Here is a 16,476-nt window from a genome sequence, read left to right as displayed (position 1 = left end):
TGGCGGGCCCGGTGGATTCGCGCGGCTGTGAGCGGGCCCTGCGGATTAACGCAGGGCCGGCGGGTCGGGCGGCGGGTCAGCCGCGGATGAGGCCCACCGCGAGCACGAACATCATCACGGCGATCGCCCCGTCGAGCACACGCCACGCACCCGGCTTGGCAAACAGCCCGCGCAGCGCCTTCCCACCGAAGCCGATGAGCGAGAACCACACGGTGCCGGCGAGGAACGCCCCGGCGGCGAAGACCCACCGCAGGTCCCCGCCCTGCTGATTGGCGAGCGTGCCGAGGAAGACCACGCAATCCAGATAGGCGTGCGGGTTGAGCCACGTGAACGCCGCACAGGCCGCCACCGCCCCCATCGTCGACGGGACCCGGCCGGCACCGTCAGCCTGCAGCCCCTCGCCCGGGCGGATCGCGCGGAACGCCGCGAACGATCCGTAGGCCACGAGGAACGCCACCCCGATCCACGTCATCACGGTCAGCGCACCCGGCGCGGTCTCGACGAGCGCACCCACCCCGGCCACCCCGAGCAGGATGAGCGCCGCCTCGGAGAGCACACAGAACACGACGATCGGCACCATCGACACGTCGCCGCGGATCGAGCGCTGCAGTACGTACGCGTTCTGCGCGCCGACGGCGGCGATGAGTCCGAGGCCGATGCCCGCGCCCACGAAGAGAGTGGAAGTGGTGGTCACGCCTTCAATCTAGGCAACCGTCCATCAGTAGTGCGACTGCGCTTTCTGCTCTAGCATTAGACGTACTTATGAACGCCCTCCAGCTCGACCAGCTCCGTACGCTCGTCGCCGTCGTCGACCTCGGCTCCTTCGAGGCCGCCGCCGCGCACCTGCACATCACCCAGTCCGCGGTGTCCCAGCGGATCCGCGCTCTCGAGGAGTCCGCCGGCCGCATCCTCGTGCGCCGCGACCGACCCGTCACCGCCACCGAATCCGGCGAGACCGTCCTGCGCACGGCCCGGCAGATGCTGCACCTCGAGGAGTCGCTGGCCGGTGAACTCGACGATCTCGGCTCCGGGCAGGGCCCGGTCGTCCTGGCCGTGGCGTGCAACTCCGACTCCTTGTCCACCTGGTTCCTCGACGCCATGACCGGGGTCCACGACGGCGGCCGGGTCGTCTTTGACATCCGCCGCGAGGACGAGTCCCTGTCCAGTGAGCTCCTGCGCCGCGGCGAGGTGATGGCCGCGGTGACCAGCCAGTCGCGCCCGGTCCAGGGCTGCCGCGCACTCCCACTGGGGTCGATGCGGTACCTCGCCTGCGCCAGCCCGGGGTTCGTTGCCCGGCACCTGCGGAAGGGTACGACGACCGCCGCGCTCGGGCGGGCCCCCATAGTGGACTTCGACCGCAGCGACGGCCACCAGAACCACCACTACCGCCGGCTGGCCAGACGCGAGCCGACCGGGCCCCGGCACTTCATCCCCAGCTCGCACGACCACGTCCGCGCGATCGTCGCCGGGCTGGGCTGGGGCCTCATCCCCGAGCAACTGGCCACGCCGTGGCTGGTCTCCGGGGAGATCGTCGAGGTCTCCCCGGATCGCCCACTCGACGTGCCCCTGTTCTGGCAGCACTGGAAACTCCAGTCCCCCGATCTGGACGCCCTCACCGCCGCCGTGCTCGACACCGCGCGCACCGAGCTGCGGATATGAGCCCTCGCCCGGCGTCTGGGATCATGGGCGCGTGACTACCGCCGACCAGCCGTCCGGCCCCACTCTCGTGGTGGGCCTGGCCAACCCCGGACCCGACTACGAGGGCACCCGCCACAACATCGGCTGGGACGTCCTGCAGGAGCTCGCCTCGCGGGCGCTGCCCATGCCGGCGAGCTTCTCCACCCACAAGAAGACCAACTGCGAGATCGCCCAGACGCGACTCGCCGACACCCCCGTCGTGCTGGCGCGTCCCCGCAGCTACATGAACCTCTCCGGCGGCCCGGTCGCGGCGGTGGCCAAGTACTTCTCCGTGGCGCCCACCGACGTGATCGTCATCCACGACGAGATCGACATCGACTTCGGCCAGGTCCGGCTCAAGCGGGGCGGCGGCGAGGGCGGCCACAACGGTCTGCGCTCGGTGTCCAGCTCGCTCGGCACCCGCGACTACATCCGGGTCCGCGCCGGGGTGGGCCGCCCACCGGGCCGGATGGCGGTGGCCGACTTCGTCCTCAAGCGCTTCTCCAAGCTCGAGGAGCCCGACGTGCCGTTCCTCATCCAGGACGCCGCCGACGCCGTCGAACTGCTCCTCAAGCACGGGCTCGACACCGCCCAGAACCAGGTCCACTCGGCGTGAGCCGGGTCCGGCGGTTCGAGCGCGACGCCCACCTGGGCTCCGGGGCCGCTCTCTTCGATCGCGCCGGCGACCAACTCATCAACTGGCAGATGCATCGCCGCGCCGGCCTCGTCGTCGTCGCCGACGGACCCGCCACCCCCGGCCGGACGGTGACACTCCGGCCCCGCACCGGACCCGCGGCGTGGCTCCGACTCGCCGCACCGTGCGAGGTCACCGAAGTCACCGACCGGCCCGACGCGCACGGCTTCACCTACCGCGCCCTGCCCGGCCACCCTGAACGCGGATGGGAGCGCTTCCTCGTGCGGCGCGACCCCGCCACGGACGCCGTGTCCCTGACCATCACCGCCGAGTCCGCCCACGCCACCCTGTTCGCCAGGCTCGGCGCACCCGTGGCACGCGCAGAGCAGAACCGGCTCACGCGCCGCTACCTGGCGGCGCTGCGGCCCGACGGTCACAGATCGTAGAGCTCGAACAGCCGGTCGAGCAGCACCACGAGCGTGCCCTCCCTCAGCGCTTCGGCCATCCCACCACCCTCAAAGCGCTCGGAACGGGCCACCCACGTGATGAGCGCCCGTGTCAGCTCCTCGTCCGCCGCCTCCGCCAGCCCGGCGAGGTCGGTCAACCCGCCGTGAGACAGGCCCCGCCGCGCGAGCTGCTCGAGGTGCCCGTGCCGGGTGAGAACGCCTCCGTCGAACGCCGCCATCACCGCCCGGGCGTCGTCCTCGACACCCGGATAGCGCAGAAGTGACCGGTGCGCCGCCCACGCGCCACCGGGCCGCCCGGCCTCGGAAAGCCCGCGCAGTCGCTCGACCGCCGGACGCAGCCGGCGGAGCGCCTCCCTTCGCTCCTCCCGCTGCCCCCGGCCCTCCTCGCCCACCGGATAGCGACTGTCGCCCTCCCCCATCTCGCCCTCCCCCATTTCGCCCTCCCCCTTCGGTTCGTCCCTGATCCCTGTCCCGCGCACCGTAGCGGCCGGGTCCGACACCCGCGAACTACGACACCTGCCTAAATAATCGGACTTTTAGCCGCTCGCCGTTACCGATCCACCGCCGCACCCCGAGATGTGAACGGCGACAACAGTACTCATTCGACCCGCGTCCCCGAGGGCGCGACCGGGTCGGCCGCCCGTGTCGGACGAGCCGCGCCGCCGGCGCGCCGCGCGCCACGTCTGACCTCGCTTTTCGCGAGCCCGGCCGGGCTCGGGGGGTGACGTGGGCGGATTCGGTGCGCGGACGAGGGCGGACGTACCCTGGGTGACGACGACGAGGGCCGTCGACTGCTGTGAGGAGTGCGCGTGACCGAGACCGCCGAGGACACCGGAACGGGCGGACACGCCTCGGGTACGGACACCGCCGAGGACGTCGCGTCCGAGGTCGCTCGCCGCAGGACGTTCGCCGTCATCGCACACCCGGACGCCGGTAAGTCGACGCTGACCGAGGCGCTCGCGCTGCACGCCCGCGTGATCACCGAGGCCGGGGCCGTCCACGGCAAATCGGGCCGCCGCTCGACCGTGTCGGACTGGATGGAGATGGAGAAGGCCCGCGGCATCTCCGTCAGCTCCACCGCACTGCAGTTCACGTACGCCCCCGAGGGCGCCGACCCCGCGGACGAGCCGTACGTCATCAACCTCGTCGACACCCCCGGCCACGCCGACTTCTCCGAGGACACCTACCGCGTCCTCACGGCCGTCGACGCGGCGGTCATGCTCATCGACGCGGCCAAGGGCCTCGAACCGCAGACGCTCAAGCTGTTCCAGGTGTGTAAGCACCACGGCCTGCCGATCATCACCGTGATCAACAAGTGGGACCGCCCCGGCCGCGCGCCGCTCGAGCTGCTCGACGAGATCACCGAGCAGATCGGCCTCGTGCCCACTCCCCTGTACATGCCGGTCGGCATCGCGGGCGACTACCGCGGTCTCCTGCGGCGCGGTGAGGACGGCACACCCGAGGAGTACGTCCACTTCACCCGCACCGCCGGCGGTTCGACCATCGCGCCCGAGGAGCACTACGACCCGGACGCCGCCGCCGCGAGAGAGGGCGACGTGTGGGAGACCGCGGTCGAGGAGTCCGAGTTGCTGTCCGCGATGGGCCAGGACCACGATCAGGAGCTGTACCTCGCCGGGGAGACGAGCCCGGTCATCTTCGCCTCCGCGATGCTCAACTTCGGCGTGCACCAGATCCTCGACGCGCTCGTCGAACTGGCGCCGCCGCCGCGGGAGTGGCCCACCGTCTCCGGTGAGCCGCGCCGGACCACCGACCCGTTCTCCGCCGTGGTGTTCAAGGTGCAGGCAGGCATGGACGCGGCCCACCGCGACCGGCTGGCGTTCATGCGCGTGGTCTCGGGCGAGTTCGAACGCGGCATGGTGGCGCAGCACGCGCAGACCGGCAAGCCGTTCACCACCAAGTACGCGCTGACCGTGTTCGGCCGCGACCGCAACACCGTCGAGACCGCCTACCCCGGCGACGTGGTGGGCCTGGTCAACGCCACCGGGCTCGCGCCCGGCGACACCCTCTACACCGGCAAGAAGGTGCAGTTCCCGCCGATCCCGCAGTTCGCGCCCGAGTTCTTCGCCGTGGTGCGCGCGCAGTCGCTGGGTAAGTACAAGCAGTTCCGCAAGGCGATCGATCAGCTGGCCGCCGAGGGCGTGGTGCAGATCCTGCGCAACGACACGCGTGGCGACGCGAACCCGGTCATGGCCGCGGTCGGCCCCATGCAGTTCGAGGTCGTCACGGCCCGCATGAAGGCCGAGTTCAACGTCGAGGTGATCGTCGACAACCTGCCGTACTCCATCGCCCGGCGGACCGACGCCGAGTCCGCCGACGAGCTGGGCCGCCAACGCGGGGTCGAGGTGTTCCAACGCACCGACGGCGAGCTCCTGGCCCTGTTCGGCGACAAGTGGCGCCTGCAGTACATCTCCAAGGAGATGGACCACCTCACCATCGAGCCGCTCGTCGCGGACACCAACTAGCCCCGGGGCTGGCGCGCAGCCGCGGGCCGCGGGCAAGCTGGACCCATGCCCAGTGATTCCCGCGTGTCCCTCCGCGTCTTCGTCGAACCGCAGCAGGGCGCGACGTACGCCGACCAGCTCGCCGTCGCCCGCGCCGCCGAGGACCTCGGCTACGAGGCGTTCTTCCGCTCCGACCACTACCTCAAGATGGGCGACGTCAGCGGCCTGCCCGGCCCCACCGACGCCTGGCTCACGCTCGCCGGCCTGGCCCGGGAGACCTCCTCCATCCGCCTGGGCACGCTGCTGACCTCGGTGACGTTCCGGCACCTCGGCCCCCTGGCGATCTCCCTGGCCCAGGTCGACGAGATGTCCGGCGGCCGCCTGGACGTGGGCCTCGGCGCCGGGTGGTACGAGGACGAACACACCGCGTACGGCATCCCGTTCCCGCCGCTCGGCGAGCGGTTCGACCTGCTCGAGGACACCCTCGGTGCGCTCGAGCAGCTGTGGTCGGCGCCCGCGGGTGAGACGCTGACGGTCCGCGGCAAGCGCATCGATCTCGTCGACTCCCCCGGCCTGCCCAAGCCCGTGCAGTCGCCGCCGCCCGTGATCGTCGGCGGCCACGGCAAGAAGCGCACCCCCGCGCTGGCCGCCCGGTTCGCCGACGAGTTCAACGTCCCGTTCGCCGACGTCGACACCGTCGCCACCCAGTACCGACGCGTCGACGAGGCCTGCGCCGAACGCGGCCGGGCCCCCGAGGAGATCATCCGCTCGGCGGCACTCGTCCTGTGCTGCGGACGCGACGAGGCCGAGATCGCCCGCCGCGCCGACGCCATCGGCCGAGAGGCCGACGAACTGCGCACCAACGGGGCCGCCGGCACCCCGGCGGAAGTCGTCGAGAAGATCGGCCGCTACGCGGAGATCGGCGCCCGCCGCATCTACCTGCAGCTGCTCGACATGTCCGATCTCGACCACCTCGACCTCGTCGCCTCGGAGGTCGCCCGCCAGCTCTGATCGGGCGGCAGCCGCCCGGCAGGCGAAAAGCCCTCGTCAGGCCGGGCGGCGGGGCTAGTGTCGGGCCATGACGGCGCACCCAGGCCCCTCTGCACGACCCGCCCATCCCGGCCGGCGAACGACGGGGGCGCCGCCGGTCCTCGTCGTCGTCCTCGTCGTCGCCCTCGTCACCACCCTCACCACCTCCCTCGGCGCGGGGACCGTCGGCGGCGGACAGGCCCACGCCGCTGAGCCGAGCGCCCACGCCGCCACGCCGGACGGCGCACCGCCCATCCGCGGCATGGTCGACGCCCACGCGCACATCGCCGCCTCCCAGGCCTTCGGCGGCGGCCTGCGATGCGGCGAGCCGTTCGCGCCCGGCGGCATCGCCGAGGCCCTGGCCGACTGCCCGACGCACTCCGGCACCGGTCACTTCGCCCTGCTCGAATCCGTGCTCGGCGGAACCGACCTGCCCGGCGGCAACCAAGGGCCCCCGACGTTCGCGCAGTGGCCGTCCCACGACTCCCAACTCCACGAACAGGCCCACTACAGCGGTATAGAACGTGCGTGGCGCGGCGGTCTCCGTGTGCTCAACAACCACCTCGTCGCCAACCGGGTGCTGTGCGAGGCGCTCGTCGCGCTCGGCGTCCCCGCCCGCACCTCGTGCGACGAGATGGCACAACTGCGCCACCAGGTCGACTACCTCGACCGCATGGAGGCGCACATCGACGCCGAGCACGGCGGACCAGGACGGGGCTGGTTCCGGATCGCGCGGTCGCCCGAGGACGTCCGCGCGATCGCCGCCGAGGGCAAGCTCGCCGTGACGCTCGGCGTGGAGGCCTCCGAACCGTTCGGGTGCCGGGTCGTGGACGACGCGCCGAGGTGCACTCCCGAGGACATCGACCGCGGCCTCGACGAGTTCGCCTCCTGGGGCGTGTCCACGGTCTTCCCCGTGCACAAGTTCGACAACGCCCTCGGCGGGGCCCGCATGGACGAAGAGCTCGCCGGGCTCGCGGTGAACATCGGCAACAAGCTCGGCACCCAACGGTTCTGGGAAACCGAGCCGTGCGCCGGCCCCGACGCCGACCACGCCCAGCCGCTCGCCAGCACGCCGGTCGCCGACGGGCTCGCCGCCGCGTCCTCCGGCGCCCCCGCCGGCGCGGCCCTGCCCGTCTACCCCGAACAGCCGCTGTGCAACGTGCGCGGGTTGACGGCGCTGGGCGGGCACGCGATCCGTGGGATGATGGCGCGCGGCATGGTCATCAACATCGACCACATGGGCGTCAAGACCGCCCACCGCGCGCTCGACATGGCCGCCGAGGCGGGATACACCGGCCTCGTCGTGGACCACGCCTGGGCGACGCAGGGCAACACTCGGCGCGTGCACGAGCAGGGCGGATTCGTCGCCGCGTTCGCCTGGCCCGCCGACGAAACCGACAACTTCGAGGTGGGCTTCCTCGAGCAGTGGCGCACCAACACGGCCGGCACGATCCGGCCCGTCGACGGGTACGGCTGGGGCTCGGACGTCAACGGCCTCGCACCGCTGGCCGAACCCCGCCCGAGCGCCGCGTCCGACCCGCTCGTCTACCCGTTCACCGCGCCCAGCGGCGAGGTGATGGACCGCTGGCGGTTCGGCGACCGCGTCTACGACCTCAACCTCGACGGCGTGGCCCAGTACGGCCTGTACGCCGACTGGGCCGCCGACGTGCTCCACCGCGCCGGGCCCGACCGCGCCGAGCTGGAGCGCCAGCTCATGGGCGGCGCAGAGGCGTGGACGGCCAACTGGGAACGGGCTCGCGGCGGCGCCTGAGACCGGGCAGGCGACCCCCGCTGCGTTGCTCCCGCGGTCCCGCCCTCCGGACGACTAACCTGGGGCAATGACCCCGAACCCGGCCCCGCGACGCCAGACCCGACCGCGCCTCGCTGCCGCAGCGGCGATCGGAGCGGCGGTGGCCGTGGTCCTCGCCGCGTGCGGCCTCCCGCTGCCGGATCCGGTGCCCGGGCAGAGCCCCGCCGCGTACTCCGGGCTCGAGGTCTCGGAGGACCGCATCGAGTACGCGATCGGGAAGGTCACCGACATCGTCGAGGAGGAGCTCGAGGCCTCCGGCGTGCCGGGCGCCGCGGTGGCCGTGGTGCACAGCGGCGAGGTCGCGCTGGCCGAGGGCTTCGGGGTCCGCAGCACCGAGACCGGCGAATCGGTCGACGCACGGACGGTCTTCCCCCTGGCCTCGATCTCCAAGCCGGTCAGCGCGACTGTCGTGGCCGCCGAGAGCGCCGGCGGCCGGGTCGGCTGGGACACCCCGGTCCGCGAGTTCCTGCCGTGGTTCGCACTCTCCGACCCCCGCATCTCGGACGTCGTGACGGTGGGCGACATGTTCGCCCACCGCTCGGGGCTGCCCGAGCACGCCGGCGACGACCTCGAGGACCTCGGCTACGAGCGCCCCGCGATCCTGCACGGCCTGCGCCACCTGCCGCTCGAGCCGTTCCGCACCTCGTACGCGTACACCAACTTCGGGCTCACCGCCGGGGCTGAGGCCGTGGCCGCCTCGGCCCGCACCCCGTGGGCCGAGCTGGGCCGCGAGCGCCTCTTCGATCCCCTCGGCATGTCGGACTCCTCGTTCTCGTACGACGAGCTGCTCGATCGCGACAACCGCGCGGTCGGCCATGTACGCGCACCGGCCGCCGAGTCCGGTGAGTCGTCCGGCGAGTGGATCCCCGCGGACCCCGCGCGCGACCCGGACGCCCAGGCCCCGGCGGGGGGCCTGAGTTCGTCGGTGGCCGACATGGCGCGGTGGATGTCCATGGTCCTTGACGACGGCAAGGGGCCCGGTGGTGCCCAGGTGGTCCCCTCCGAGGCACTCCGGCAGGCCCTGACCCCGCAGTCCGTGTCGGCGCCCCCGCGGGACGCGGCGGACCGCACCGGGAGCTATGGCTATGGCTTCAACATCGGCACGAGTTCCTCGGGCCGCGTCCAGTGGAGCCATTCGGGTGCGTTCGCGCTCGGCGCGGGGACGGCGATGCTCATGATGCCGTCCCTCGATCTGGGCATCATCACCCTGACCAACGCCGCGCCGACGGGGATCGCGGAGACGATCAACGCCCGGTTCTCCGACTACGCACAGTACGGCGACCCCTCACTGGAGTGGCGGGAGTTGTACACCGAGCAGTTCGGCCCGCTGCTGGACCCGGTGGGAGATCTGGTCTCCACGCGCCAGCCGTCCGCGCCGGCACCGCCCCGGCCCGCCGAGGAGCTGCTCGGCTTCTACCGCAATGACTACTTCGGGGAGATCGAGGTCCGGCCCACGGTGGCCGACGAGTCCTCGGACACCGAGTCCTCGGACACCGGGTCCTCGGACGCCGGCTCTCCAGGCGCCGGCTCTCCAGGCGCCGGCTCCTCAGGCCCCGAGCTCGCGTTGGCGGTGGGTCCGGGGCCGCTGGTCTGGCCGCTCGAGCACTGGGACGGGGACACGTTCGCCGTGAGCCCGGTGGGCGAGAACTGGCCGCGCGGGTCCCGGGGCAGCGTGACTTTCGAGGGCGACACCGTCACAGTGGAGCTGCTCGACGCCAACGGGTGGGGCACCTTCACGCGCGTCGACGCCGACGAACCCGCCGACTAGCGAGCCGACGCCCGCCGAGCTCGACGCGCACCACGGGCTTCCGCCGCGCCCGCGTGCTTCCCGCCGCGGACCCCGGCCCGCGTGCCGCGTTGATCTGCCCCCACGCGCGCACCAGGGCCGGGACCCGAGCGCTCACCCGCGCCCTGCGCACAGCCCCACGGTGAGCGGTCACACCCGTCCACGTTTTCCCAGGGAGCGAGCCGCTCGGGCCAGCATTTGCGACCACTCGCCGAAACAGGCGGGCGACAGATCGCCGGCAGCGCTAGACGAGGCCCGGTCAGCGGGTCGCGGCGCCCCGTTTCTCCCCGCGGCGCCTTCCCCGCCGGCCGTCCGCTTCCGGTGCCGTGAGGAACGTCGAGAACCACGCCGTCCGCGGGTCGGCGTCCACGAGGAACGCCTTGACCATCAGCGTGAGCGGGACCGCGAGGATCGCACCGAGCGGGCCGGCGACCGCCGACCAGAACACCAACGACAGGAACGTCACGGTGGGCGTGAGCCCGACGGCGTCACCGGTGAATTTGGGCTGGATGAAGCTCTGCATCACGAGGTTGATGGCGCTGTAGATCACCACCACCCAGATGGCATCGCCCGGCCCGCCGGTGAGCAGCGCGAACAGCGCCGGCGGCACCAGGCCCAACACGAAGCCGATGTTCGGGATGTAGTTGGTGACGAAGGCGAGCACGCCCCACACCAGGGCGAGCGGCACTCCGAGAATCCACAGGGCGACCGCGTCCATCACCGCGACGATGAGCCCGAACACCGTGGAGACGATCCAGTACGACTTCACCCCGTCGGTGAACGAGCCCAGGGCGTCGGCCAACCGGGGCCGCTGGCGGGCGATCGCCGCCCGGCGGCGGAAGATGCCGGGGATGTCGAACACGAGGAAGGTCAGCGCGATGATCAGGACGGTGAGCTGACCGCCGGCTGCGGACAGTTGGCCTGCGACGTTCTGGACCGTGCCGATAATGGTCCCCGGGTCCAGGACGCCCTGCAGGCTCGACGCGACCTGGTCCTGGCTCACGCCGAACCCGCCGAGCAGCTCAAGGCTCTGCTCGTAGAGGGCGACGAACTTGTCCTGGTACTGCGGGATCTCCTCCGCAGCGACCCACAACGCCCACACGAGCGAGCCGATCAGGGCGAGGAGCACGACGTACAGGACGAGCAGGACGATGATCGTCCCGCCCCAGCGCGGCACTCCGGACCGTTCGAGGAGCCGCTGCAGTGGCTGCGCCGCGATCACCAGGTTCAGGGCGAGGAACGCGGGCATGAGGATGCTCGAGTGCTCCGAGATCCCCCAGATGACCACGACCGCGGCGGCGAGCGACACGACGGTCACGCCCGCGATGCCCCAGCCCCTGGGCTCCTCGTGAGGTGCTGATGTCGCGGGGCCGTCACCGGTCGTGGTCATGGTCCTCCTCGTGGGCGGCGTCCTGCGCGCCGGACGCCGCCCAGAGTAGCCGGGTCAGTTCCCGGCCAGCGCCACCCGGATCCCGTCGACGTCCACCGCGTCGAGATCCGCGGGATCCCAGGTGGGGTTGCGGTCCTTGTCGATCACCACGGCGCGTACACCCTCGACGAAATCCGGGCGGGCGGTGATCCACGCGCCCAGCGCCAGCTCGTTGTCCAGGCACTCCCGCAGATCCGCGGCCTCGGCGCCGGCACGCAGCAGCTCGATGGTCGCCACGATCGACGTGGGGCAGTGCGAGCGCAGCATGCCGAGCGTCTCCGTGGCCCACTCGTCCTGCTCGCCGGACTCCAGGGCCGCGATCATCTCCTGCGCGGTCCCGCGGGAGAAGACGTCCTCGATCCGCTCGATCCGCGCCTCGACAGCCGACTCCCCCGCTGCGGAGCGCTCGAGACCGAACCTCCGGAGCGCCTCCGGCAGACCATGCGCACCGATGGCGTCGACGAAGGCGTTGCGCTCGTCGTCGTCGATCAGGTCCGTCGCCAGACCGGTGTAGAGGGCGTCGGCGGAGTTCATCCGCACGCCCGTCGTGCCCAGGTAGATCGCCACCGCCAGGCCGCGCGCGCCGCCGCCGCACAGGCGCGGCAGGAAGTGGCTCGCGCCGACGTCGGGGATGAAGCCGATCGCGGTCTCCGGCATCGCCATCATGACCTTCTTGGTGACCACGCGGTGCGAGCCGTTGATCGAGATGCCCAGGCCGCCGCCCATCGCCACGCCGTGGATGACGGCCACCGTCGGCACGCGGTGCGTGTGGTACGCCAGATCCATCTCGTACTCCTCCGAGAAGAACTCCCGGTTGGCCGCGTGATCCCCCGACGCCGCCGCGTCCCGCAGCGCTCGGATGTCACCGCCCGCGCAGAACGCCTTCTCGGACGTGCTGGTGGTGACCACGGCCTCCACACCCGGATCCTGCGCGGCCTCGTCGAGTGCCGTGTGCAGCGCCCTACACATGGGCAGATCCAGCGAGTTCAGGGCCTTGGGGCGGTCCAGGACGATGTGCTGCATCCGGCCTTCGCGCCGGGAGATGACGTATTCACTCATGGCCCCAGTGTGTCAGGCCGCGCGCCGATCGACCCGCAGATACTAGGAACTCCTACCTCAATGCCCCCCACGCCCCGGCGACCTCACCCCTTCAGCAGACGCGCGGCCACGTCGGGGACGTACTTGAACTCCTCGCGCGGCGGGCGCTCGTAACATTTGCGCTCCGGCCTCTCGGGGATCTCCAGCTCCGGCGGCTCGAGCTGCTCCCACGGCACCGTGGACAGCAGGTGCGAGATGACGTTGATCCGCGACCGCTTCTTGTCCTCCGACTCGACGGTGAACCACGGGGCTTCGGGGATGTCGGTGTGGATGAACATCTCGTCCTTCGCCCGGCTGTACTCCTCCCACCGCGTGATGGACTCGAGGTCCATCGGCGAGAGCTTCCAGCGGCGCAGCGGGTCGGAGTGCCGCGAGCGTAAACGGCGCTCCTGCTCCTCGTCGGACACCGAGAACCAGTATTTGCGGAGCATGATCCCGTCCTCGACCAGCAGCCGCTCGAAGATCGGGGCCTGGTGGAGGAACCGGCGGTACTCGTCGGTCGTGCAGAAGCCCATCACCCGCTCGACCCCGGCCCGGTTGTACCAGGACCGGTCGAAGATCACGATCTCCCCGGCCGCCGGCATGTGCTCGATGTAGCGCTGGAAGTACCACTGGGTCCGCTGCACCTCCGTCGGTGCGGGCAGCGCCACCACCCGGGCGTGCCGGGGGTTGAGGTACTGGGTGATGCGCTTGATCGCCGAGCCCTTGCCCGCGGCGTCGCGACCCTCGAACACGACCACCAGCCGGTTGCCGGTCTCGCGCAGCCACGCCTGCATCTCCACCAGCTCGGCCTGCAGCCGCTTCAGCTCGGACTCGTAGGCCTTCTTCGGTAGCTTCTCCAGCCCGCTCGGCAGCCGGTCCTTCTTCTTGGCGCCGCCCTTGCCCGACGACTTCTTGTCGCTCATGGGCACGATCCTACGGGCCCGCGGCCACCGGGCCACCCGATTCACCGAGCCGATCGACGCCGAGAGGTCCCTCGACCGAATCGTGCGACGCGACGTCGGCTTTGTCTTCTAAGGTAAGAAGATGCGGTCCCGTGATTCGATCCTCGAGGCCGCCCGAGAAGTGATCGGGCGGGCCGGCTTCGGCGGCGTCACGATCGCGGCGGTCGCCAAGCAGGCGAATGTCAGCCGCCAGACCATCTACTCCATCTTCGGCTCCCGCGAGGAACTCGTCTCCGAGGCCGTCGCCGAGCGGCTCACCATGATGACCGGCGCCTTCGCGGACCTGTTGAACAACTCGGACTCGCCGCTCGAGCTGATCGTGGGGATCGCGGTGGAGGTCCGCAACCGAATTCTCGGTGACCCGCTCCTGCGCGTGCTCGCGGTGGGCGGGGGCACCGACCCCGTGTCGGACCCGGGCGCGGCCGCCCGCACGCATGAGTACTGCATCGCGCTCCTCGCCCCCGCCGCCGAGCGCTTCCCGGAGCTGGCCGGGAGGCTGGGTTTCGTCACCGATGTCGGCATCCACGTCGGATGGTCGGTCCTGTGTCTCGACTCGCCCGCCGCCCGTTCCGACGACGACCTGCGCGCCTTCCTCAACACCTGGCTCGCGCCGCTGATGCAGACGTTCACGAAGGCGGGGTCGGACAGCGTCGGCCGGGATGGTGCGGCGTGGGGCGCCGGGTCGGGCGGAGCGGGGTCGGGCGGAGCGGGGTCGGGCGAGGCGTGACCGCCGTGCTGGTCCTGTGGGACCTCGACCTCACCCTGCTCGACCCGGCCGGCTTCGGCACCCGCATGATCACACCGACCCTCGCCGACTTCCTGGGTCGCGAGCCCGTACTCGGCGCGTCGTTCGCCGGGCGGACCGACCGCGCGATCCTCACCGACCTGCTCGAGTTGAACGGGATGAGCGGGCACGACGACGAGGTGGTCACCTCCCTGATGGACGCCGTGGCCCGGCGGTGCGAGACCTTCTCCGGCGATCTCCTGGCCGGTGGGGGCGGTCCCCTGCCCGGAGCCCACGAGGCGGTCGCCGCGTTGGCCGCGGACCCGCGGCTGCACCAGGGGATCGTCACGGGCAACATGCGCCGGACCGCGCTGCTCAAACTGCGGCTCTGCGGGTTCGACGGGCTGCCCGACCCCGACCTGGGCGCCTTCGGTGATCACCACGCCGACCGCGCGCACCTCGTGAGGGAGGCGGTCGCCGCGGCCGGGGATCGCGGGCTCGACGTGTCGCCGGCACGCGCGGTGGTCGTGGGCGATCACGTCCACGACGTCCGGGGCGCACTAGACGCGGGAGCCGGCTGCGTGGCGGTCGCGACCGGTCGGGTGACCGCTGACGACCTCGCCGCCGCCGGAGCCCACACCGTCCTGTCGGATCTCACCGACACCGACGACCTCCGGGAGGCGATCCTCTCCGCCGCCGGTTGACCACTGTTCGAGCCCGCTGTCGCTCACCGACCCGCCGCGGGCCCGGCGCCAGCCGCGCCGCGCGCCACCCACTCGCTGACGCTGATCTGGCAGCACTGACGTCACTTCTGGCAGCAGTCACGCAGGCGAATCGGCCAGTTCCCCGCCCTGACTGCTGCCAATTTCCGGGCTGGCAGGATATGCAGACCACATCGACCTCAGCGCACTGATCGGCCCCGTGCAAGAGCGCTCTCGATCTGACGGAGCACCGTAGTGGGATCCCTGAGCATCTGCGCCGTCACGCGGATGACCTGCCATCCGAGCTCCGCCAACTCGGCGTTCACCCGGGCGTCGTGCTCCCAGGTAGACCCGCGCCGGTGCAGCGTTCCGTCATAGAAGATGGCCACCCGCTCCTCCGGGTAGGCGAAGTCCGCGATCGTCACGTGGGCCCCGTACTCGTTATAAATTCTCAGTTGCGGCACGGCTGCGGGCAGATGCGATCTCTCGATGATCAGCCGGAGCCGGGTTTCCTGCGGAGAATCGGCCAGGTGGTCGCACGAGCGGAGGAGACCACGTACCCGCCGCAGCCCGTGAAGACCGCTCAATGCCGCCGCGAATGCACGGACCTCGTCCACCTCGGTTCGCGATCGATTGCAGACAGCATCGATCTTTGCGATCGCTGTGTCGTCGTCGTCCTCCCACCTCGCCAGATCGACCGCCGTACGCAAGACGCTGGTCGCAGTAATTCCCGAGCGAACGACCACCTGCTCAGGCGGTAGGGGCTCGCGCAGTCTCCGGCTACGAATGCCCGGCGGGTCGTGCGTGGGCGAGCGCGTGTACAGCTCCACCTCGCGCGACAGCGACCGGGGCGAGAACCACCGCTCGCCATGAAGACGCGCCGCGGCCATACCGCACGCCACCGCTCCCGCGGGCGCCCACAATGCCGCCGCAGCGAGGAGAGTGTCCGGGTCGGGAGCCGCTGCCGCGCTGACGTAGACGCCGGGGAAGACGCGTCGGTGGAAGGCCCGCAGTTCGTGGCGCGACACCCGGCCCGCGGCCAGAGCCTCGCTACCCAGGAACGGCGCGCCTGAGAATCTGTTGTCCACGAGAACGATCTTCGGTCCCGGATCTGCTGCGAACAGCGCGAGAGAGGGCGCCTGGGGATGATGTGGACGAGTATCCACAGCCCGGGCACCCCGACATCCCGCCGGAGTATCGACAGCCCGGGCACCCGGCGCCCCTCCGCGCGTCGATCTATAAGTTTGGCAGCAGTGAGGGCGGTATCGCGGCGGAAATCCCGACTTCGGTGCGGCCACAATGTGCGTGGGTACTGCCAAAACGGGGCTAGCCGGCGCCGTGTCGGAAACCGCCGGCCGGGACGGAGGGCGGAGCCAGAGATCGCGGCCCGAAGCGGGAGGCAGGGACGGGATCGAGCTGGACCGCCGCGCTTCAGCCCTCCAGCTGCTCGCCCAGTTCCATCCACCGCTCCTCGAGCGCGTCCTTCTCGGCAGAGACGTCCTTGAGATCGCGATCGAGGGCCGCCAGCTTCTCGGTGCCCATGGCGCCCTCGGACACCGCCGCCATCTCGCGGTGGAGCTCGGCCTCGCGGGAGTCGAGCTTGCCCATCTGGCGCTCGATCTTGGACATCTCCTTGGTCAGCGCGCGCTCCTCGGCGGAGCTGAGGCCGGAGCCCGCGCCGCCCGCGCCAGCCACGCCGCCCGCAGTGCGGCCCG

Annotated in this window: 16 protein-coding genes; 9 read left to right on the top strand and 7 right to left on the bottom strand. The window is 71.4% G+C overall.

Annotation, left to right across the window (positions count from 1 at the left end):
* Positions 1-76: 76 nt before the first annotated feature.
* Entirely contained in the window at positions 77-694 is a 618-nt protein-coding gene (locus tag HMPREF3086_RS06235; protein WP_070720768.1) for a LysE/ArgO family amino acid transporter, read from the bottom strand.
* A gap of 68 nt (positions 695-762) precedes the next feature.
* Here HMPREF3086_RS06235 and HMPREF3086_RS06230 point away from each other — a divergent pair, with 68 nt between their 5' ends.
* Genes HMPREF3086_RS06230 through HMPREF3086_RS06220 form a run of 3 tightly spaced genes read left to right on the top strand, consistent with a single transcriptional unit; the run spans position 763 to position 2,757 of the window.
* Complete coding sequence (locus tag HMPREF3086_RS06230; protein WP_070720765.1) at positions 763-1,659, top strand: LysR family transcriptional regulator ArgP; 897 nt, start codon at positions 763-765, stop codon at positions 1,657-1,659.
* A gap of 31 nt (positions 1,660-1,690) precedes the next feature.
* Positions 1,691-2,293: an aminoacyl-tRNA hydrolase gene (gene pth, locus HMPREF3086_RS06225; protein ID WP_061229843.1), complete on the top strand. Its 603-nt coding sequence runs from the start codon at positions 1,691-1,693 to the stop codon at positions 2,291-2,293.
* Positions 2,290-2,757 carry a DUF1990 family protein gene (locus HMPREF3086_RS06220; protein WP_061229844.1) on the top strand — a complete coding sequence of 156 codons (468 nt, stop codon included), beginning with the start codon at positions 2,290-2,292 and terminating at the stop codon, positions 2,755-2,757. Before pth ends, HMPREF3086_RS06220 begins: the two co-directional genes overlap by 4 nt.
* Here the strand turns inward: HMPREF3086_RS06220 and HMPREF3086_RS06215 are convergent.
* Positions 2,745-3,212, bottom strand: a complete 468-nt coding sequence (locus HMPREF3086_RS06215) for a DUF6508 domain-containing protein (RefSeq protein WP_129591148.1) — start codon at positions 3,210-3,212, stop codon at positions 2,745-2,747. The two genes, HMPREF3086_RS06220 and HMPREF3086_RS06215, sit on opposite strands and share 13 nt — an antisense overlap.
* A gap of 375 nt (positions 3,213-3,587) precedes the next feature.
* Between HMPREF3086_RS06215 and HMPREF3086_RS06210 the strand changes: the two genes are divergently transcribed.
* The 4 genes from HMPREF3086_RS06210 (at position 3,588) to HMPREF3086_RS06195 (ending at position 9,847) form a co-directional block, all read left to right on the top strand.
* Positions 3,588-5,261: a peptide chain release factor 3 gene (locus tag HMPREF3086_RS06210; protein WP_061229846.1), complete on the top strand. Its 1,674-nt coding sequence runs from the start codon at positions 3,588-3,590 to the stop codon at positions 5,259-5,261.
* A gap of 45 nt (positions 5,262-5,306) precedes the next feature.
* A complete protein-coding gene (locus HMPREF3086_RS06205) occupies positions 5,307-6,251 on the top strand; it encodes an LLM class F420-dependent oxidoreductase (RefSeq protein WP_082767842.1) in 945 nt (314 codons plus the stop codon).
* A 67-nt stretch (positions 6,252-6,318) separates the two neighbouring features.
* Complete coding sequence (locus HMPREF3086_RS06200) at positions 6,319-8,040, top strand: amidohydrolase family protein (protein ID WP_232302973.1); 1,722 nt, start codon at positions 6,319-6,321, stop codon at positions 8,038-8,040.
* A gap of 67 nt (positions 8,041-8,107) precedes the next feature.
* Positions 8,108-9,847: a serine hydrolase domain-containing protein gene (locus tag HMPREF3086_RS06195; RefSeq protein ID WP_061229848.1), complete on the top strand. Its 1,740-nt coding sequence runs from the start codon at positions 8,108-8,110 to the stop codon at positions 9,845-9,847.
* Between the two features lie 277 nt (positions 9,848-10,124).
* On the opposite strand, the gene HMPREF3086_RS06190 is transcribed toward HMPREF3086_RS06195, so the two are convergent.
* The 3 genes from HMPREF3086_RS06190 to ppk2 all read right to left on the bottom strand — a co-directional run bounded on the left by HMPREF3086_RS06190 (position 10,125) and on the right by ppk2 (position 13,297).
* On the bottom strand, positions 10,125-11,255 hold the full coding sequence (locus tag HMPREF3086_RS06190; RefSeq protein ID WP_061229849.1) for an AI-2E family transporter: 1,131 nt from the start codon (positions 11,253-11,255) through the stop codon (positions 10,125-10,127).
* Between the two features lie 54 nt (positions 11,256-11,309).
* Positions 11,310-12,353 (bottom strand): enoyl-CoA hydratase/isomerase family protein, encoded by a 1,044-nt coding sequence (locus HMPREF3086_RS06185; protein WP_061229850.1) that lies wholly within the window; start codon positions 12,351-12,353, stop codon positions 11,310-11,312.
* Positions 12,354-12,436: 83 nt separating this feature from the next.
* Positions 12,437-13,297, bottom strand: coding sequence for a polyphosphate kinase 2 (gene ppk2, locus HMPREF3086_RS06180; protein ID WP_061229851.1), 861 nt, complete (start codon positions 13,295-13,297; stop codon positions 12,437-12,439).
* A 121-nt stretch (positions 13,298-13,418) separates the two neighbouring features.
* On the opposite strand from ppk2, the gene HMPREF3086_RS06175 reads away from it, so the two are divergent.
* Positions 13,419-14,063: a TetR/AcrR family transcriptional regulator gene (locus HMPREF3086_RS06175; RefSeq protein ID WP_061229852.1), complete on the top strand. Its 645-nt coding sequence runs from the start codon at positions 13,419-13,421 to the stop codon at positions 14,061-14,063.
* Positions 14,060-14,764: an HAD family hydrolase gene (locus tag HMPREF3086_RS06170; protein WP_070720761.1), complete on the top strand. Its 705-nt coding sequence runs from the start codon at positions 14,060-14,062 to the stop codon at positions 14,762-14,764. Before HMPREF3086_RS06175 ends, HMPREF3086_RS06170 begins: the two co-directional genes overlap by 4 nt.
* A gap of 197 nt (positions 14,765-14,961) precedes the next feature.
* Here the strand turns inward: HMPREF3086_RS06170 and HMPREF3086_RS06165 are convergent, their stop codons facing one another.
* Positions 14,962-15,849: a DUF559 domain-containing protein gene (locus tag HMPREF3086_RS06165; protein WP_061229853.1), complete on the bottom strand. Its 888-nt coding sequence runs from the start codon at positions 15,847-15,849 to the stop codon at positions 14,962-14,964.
* A gap of 343 nt (positions 15,850-16,192) precedes the next feature.
* A partial coding sequence (locus HMPREF3086_RS06160; RefSeq protein WP_274532679.1) for an ABC transporter C-terminal domain-containing protein occupies positions 16,193-16,476 on the bottom strand: 284 nt, incomplete at its 5' end.

This window comes from Dietzia sp. HMSC21D01, from assembly GCF_001815995.1.
Classification (GTDB): Bacteria; Actinomycetota; Actinomycetes; order Mycobacteriales; family Mycobacteriaceae; genus Dietzia; species Dietzia cinnamea.
The sequence above is the reverse complement of the archived record's forward strand: the minus strand, read 5'-3'. Positions and strand labels throughout refer to the sequence as shown.

What these genes read in the sequence shown, in the direction of transcription:
- HMPREF3086_RS06230 (WP_070720765.1), top strand. Translation starts at nt 763, where the DNA reads ATGAACGCCCTCCAGCTCGACCAGCTCCGTACGCTCGTCGCCGTCGTC.
- HMPREF3086_RS06215 (WP_129591148.1), bottom strand. Translation starts at nt 3,212, where the DNA reads ATGGGGGAGGGCGAGATGGGGGAGGGCGACAGTCGCTATCCGGTGGGC.
- HMPREF3086_RS06205 (WP_082767842.1), top strand. Translation starts at nt 5,307, where the DNA reads ATGCCCAGTGATTCCCGCGTGTCCCTCCGCGTCTTCGTCGAACCGCAG.
- HMPREF3086_RS06200 (WP_232302973.1), top strand. Translation starts at nt 6,319, where the DNA reads ATGACGGCGCACCCAGGCCCCTCTGCACGACCCGCCCATCCCGGCCGG.
- HMPREF3086_RS06195 (WP_061229848.1), top strand. Translation starts at nt 8,108, where the DNA reads ATGACCCCGAACCCGGCCCCGCGACGCCAGACCCGACCGCGCCTCGCT.
- HMPREF3086_RS06190 (WP_061229849.1), bottom strand. Translation starts at nt 11,255, where the DNA reads ATGACCACGACCGGTGACGGCCCCGCGACATCAGCACCTCACGAGGAG.
- HMPREF3086_RS06185 (WP_061229850.1), bottom strand. Translation starts at nt 12,353, where the DNA reads ATGAGTGAATACGTCATCTCCCGGCGCGAAGGCCGGATGCAGCACATC.
- ppk2 (WP_061229851.1), bottom strand. Translation starts at nt 13,297, where the DNA reads ATGAGCGACAAGAAGTCGTCGGGCAAGGGCGGCGCCAAGAAGAAGGAC.
- HMPREF3086_RS06175 (WP_061229852.1), top strand. Translation starts at nt 13,419, where the DNA reads ATGCGGTCCCGTGATTCGATCCTCGAGGCCGCCCGAGAAGTGATCGGG.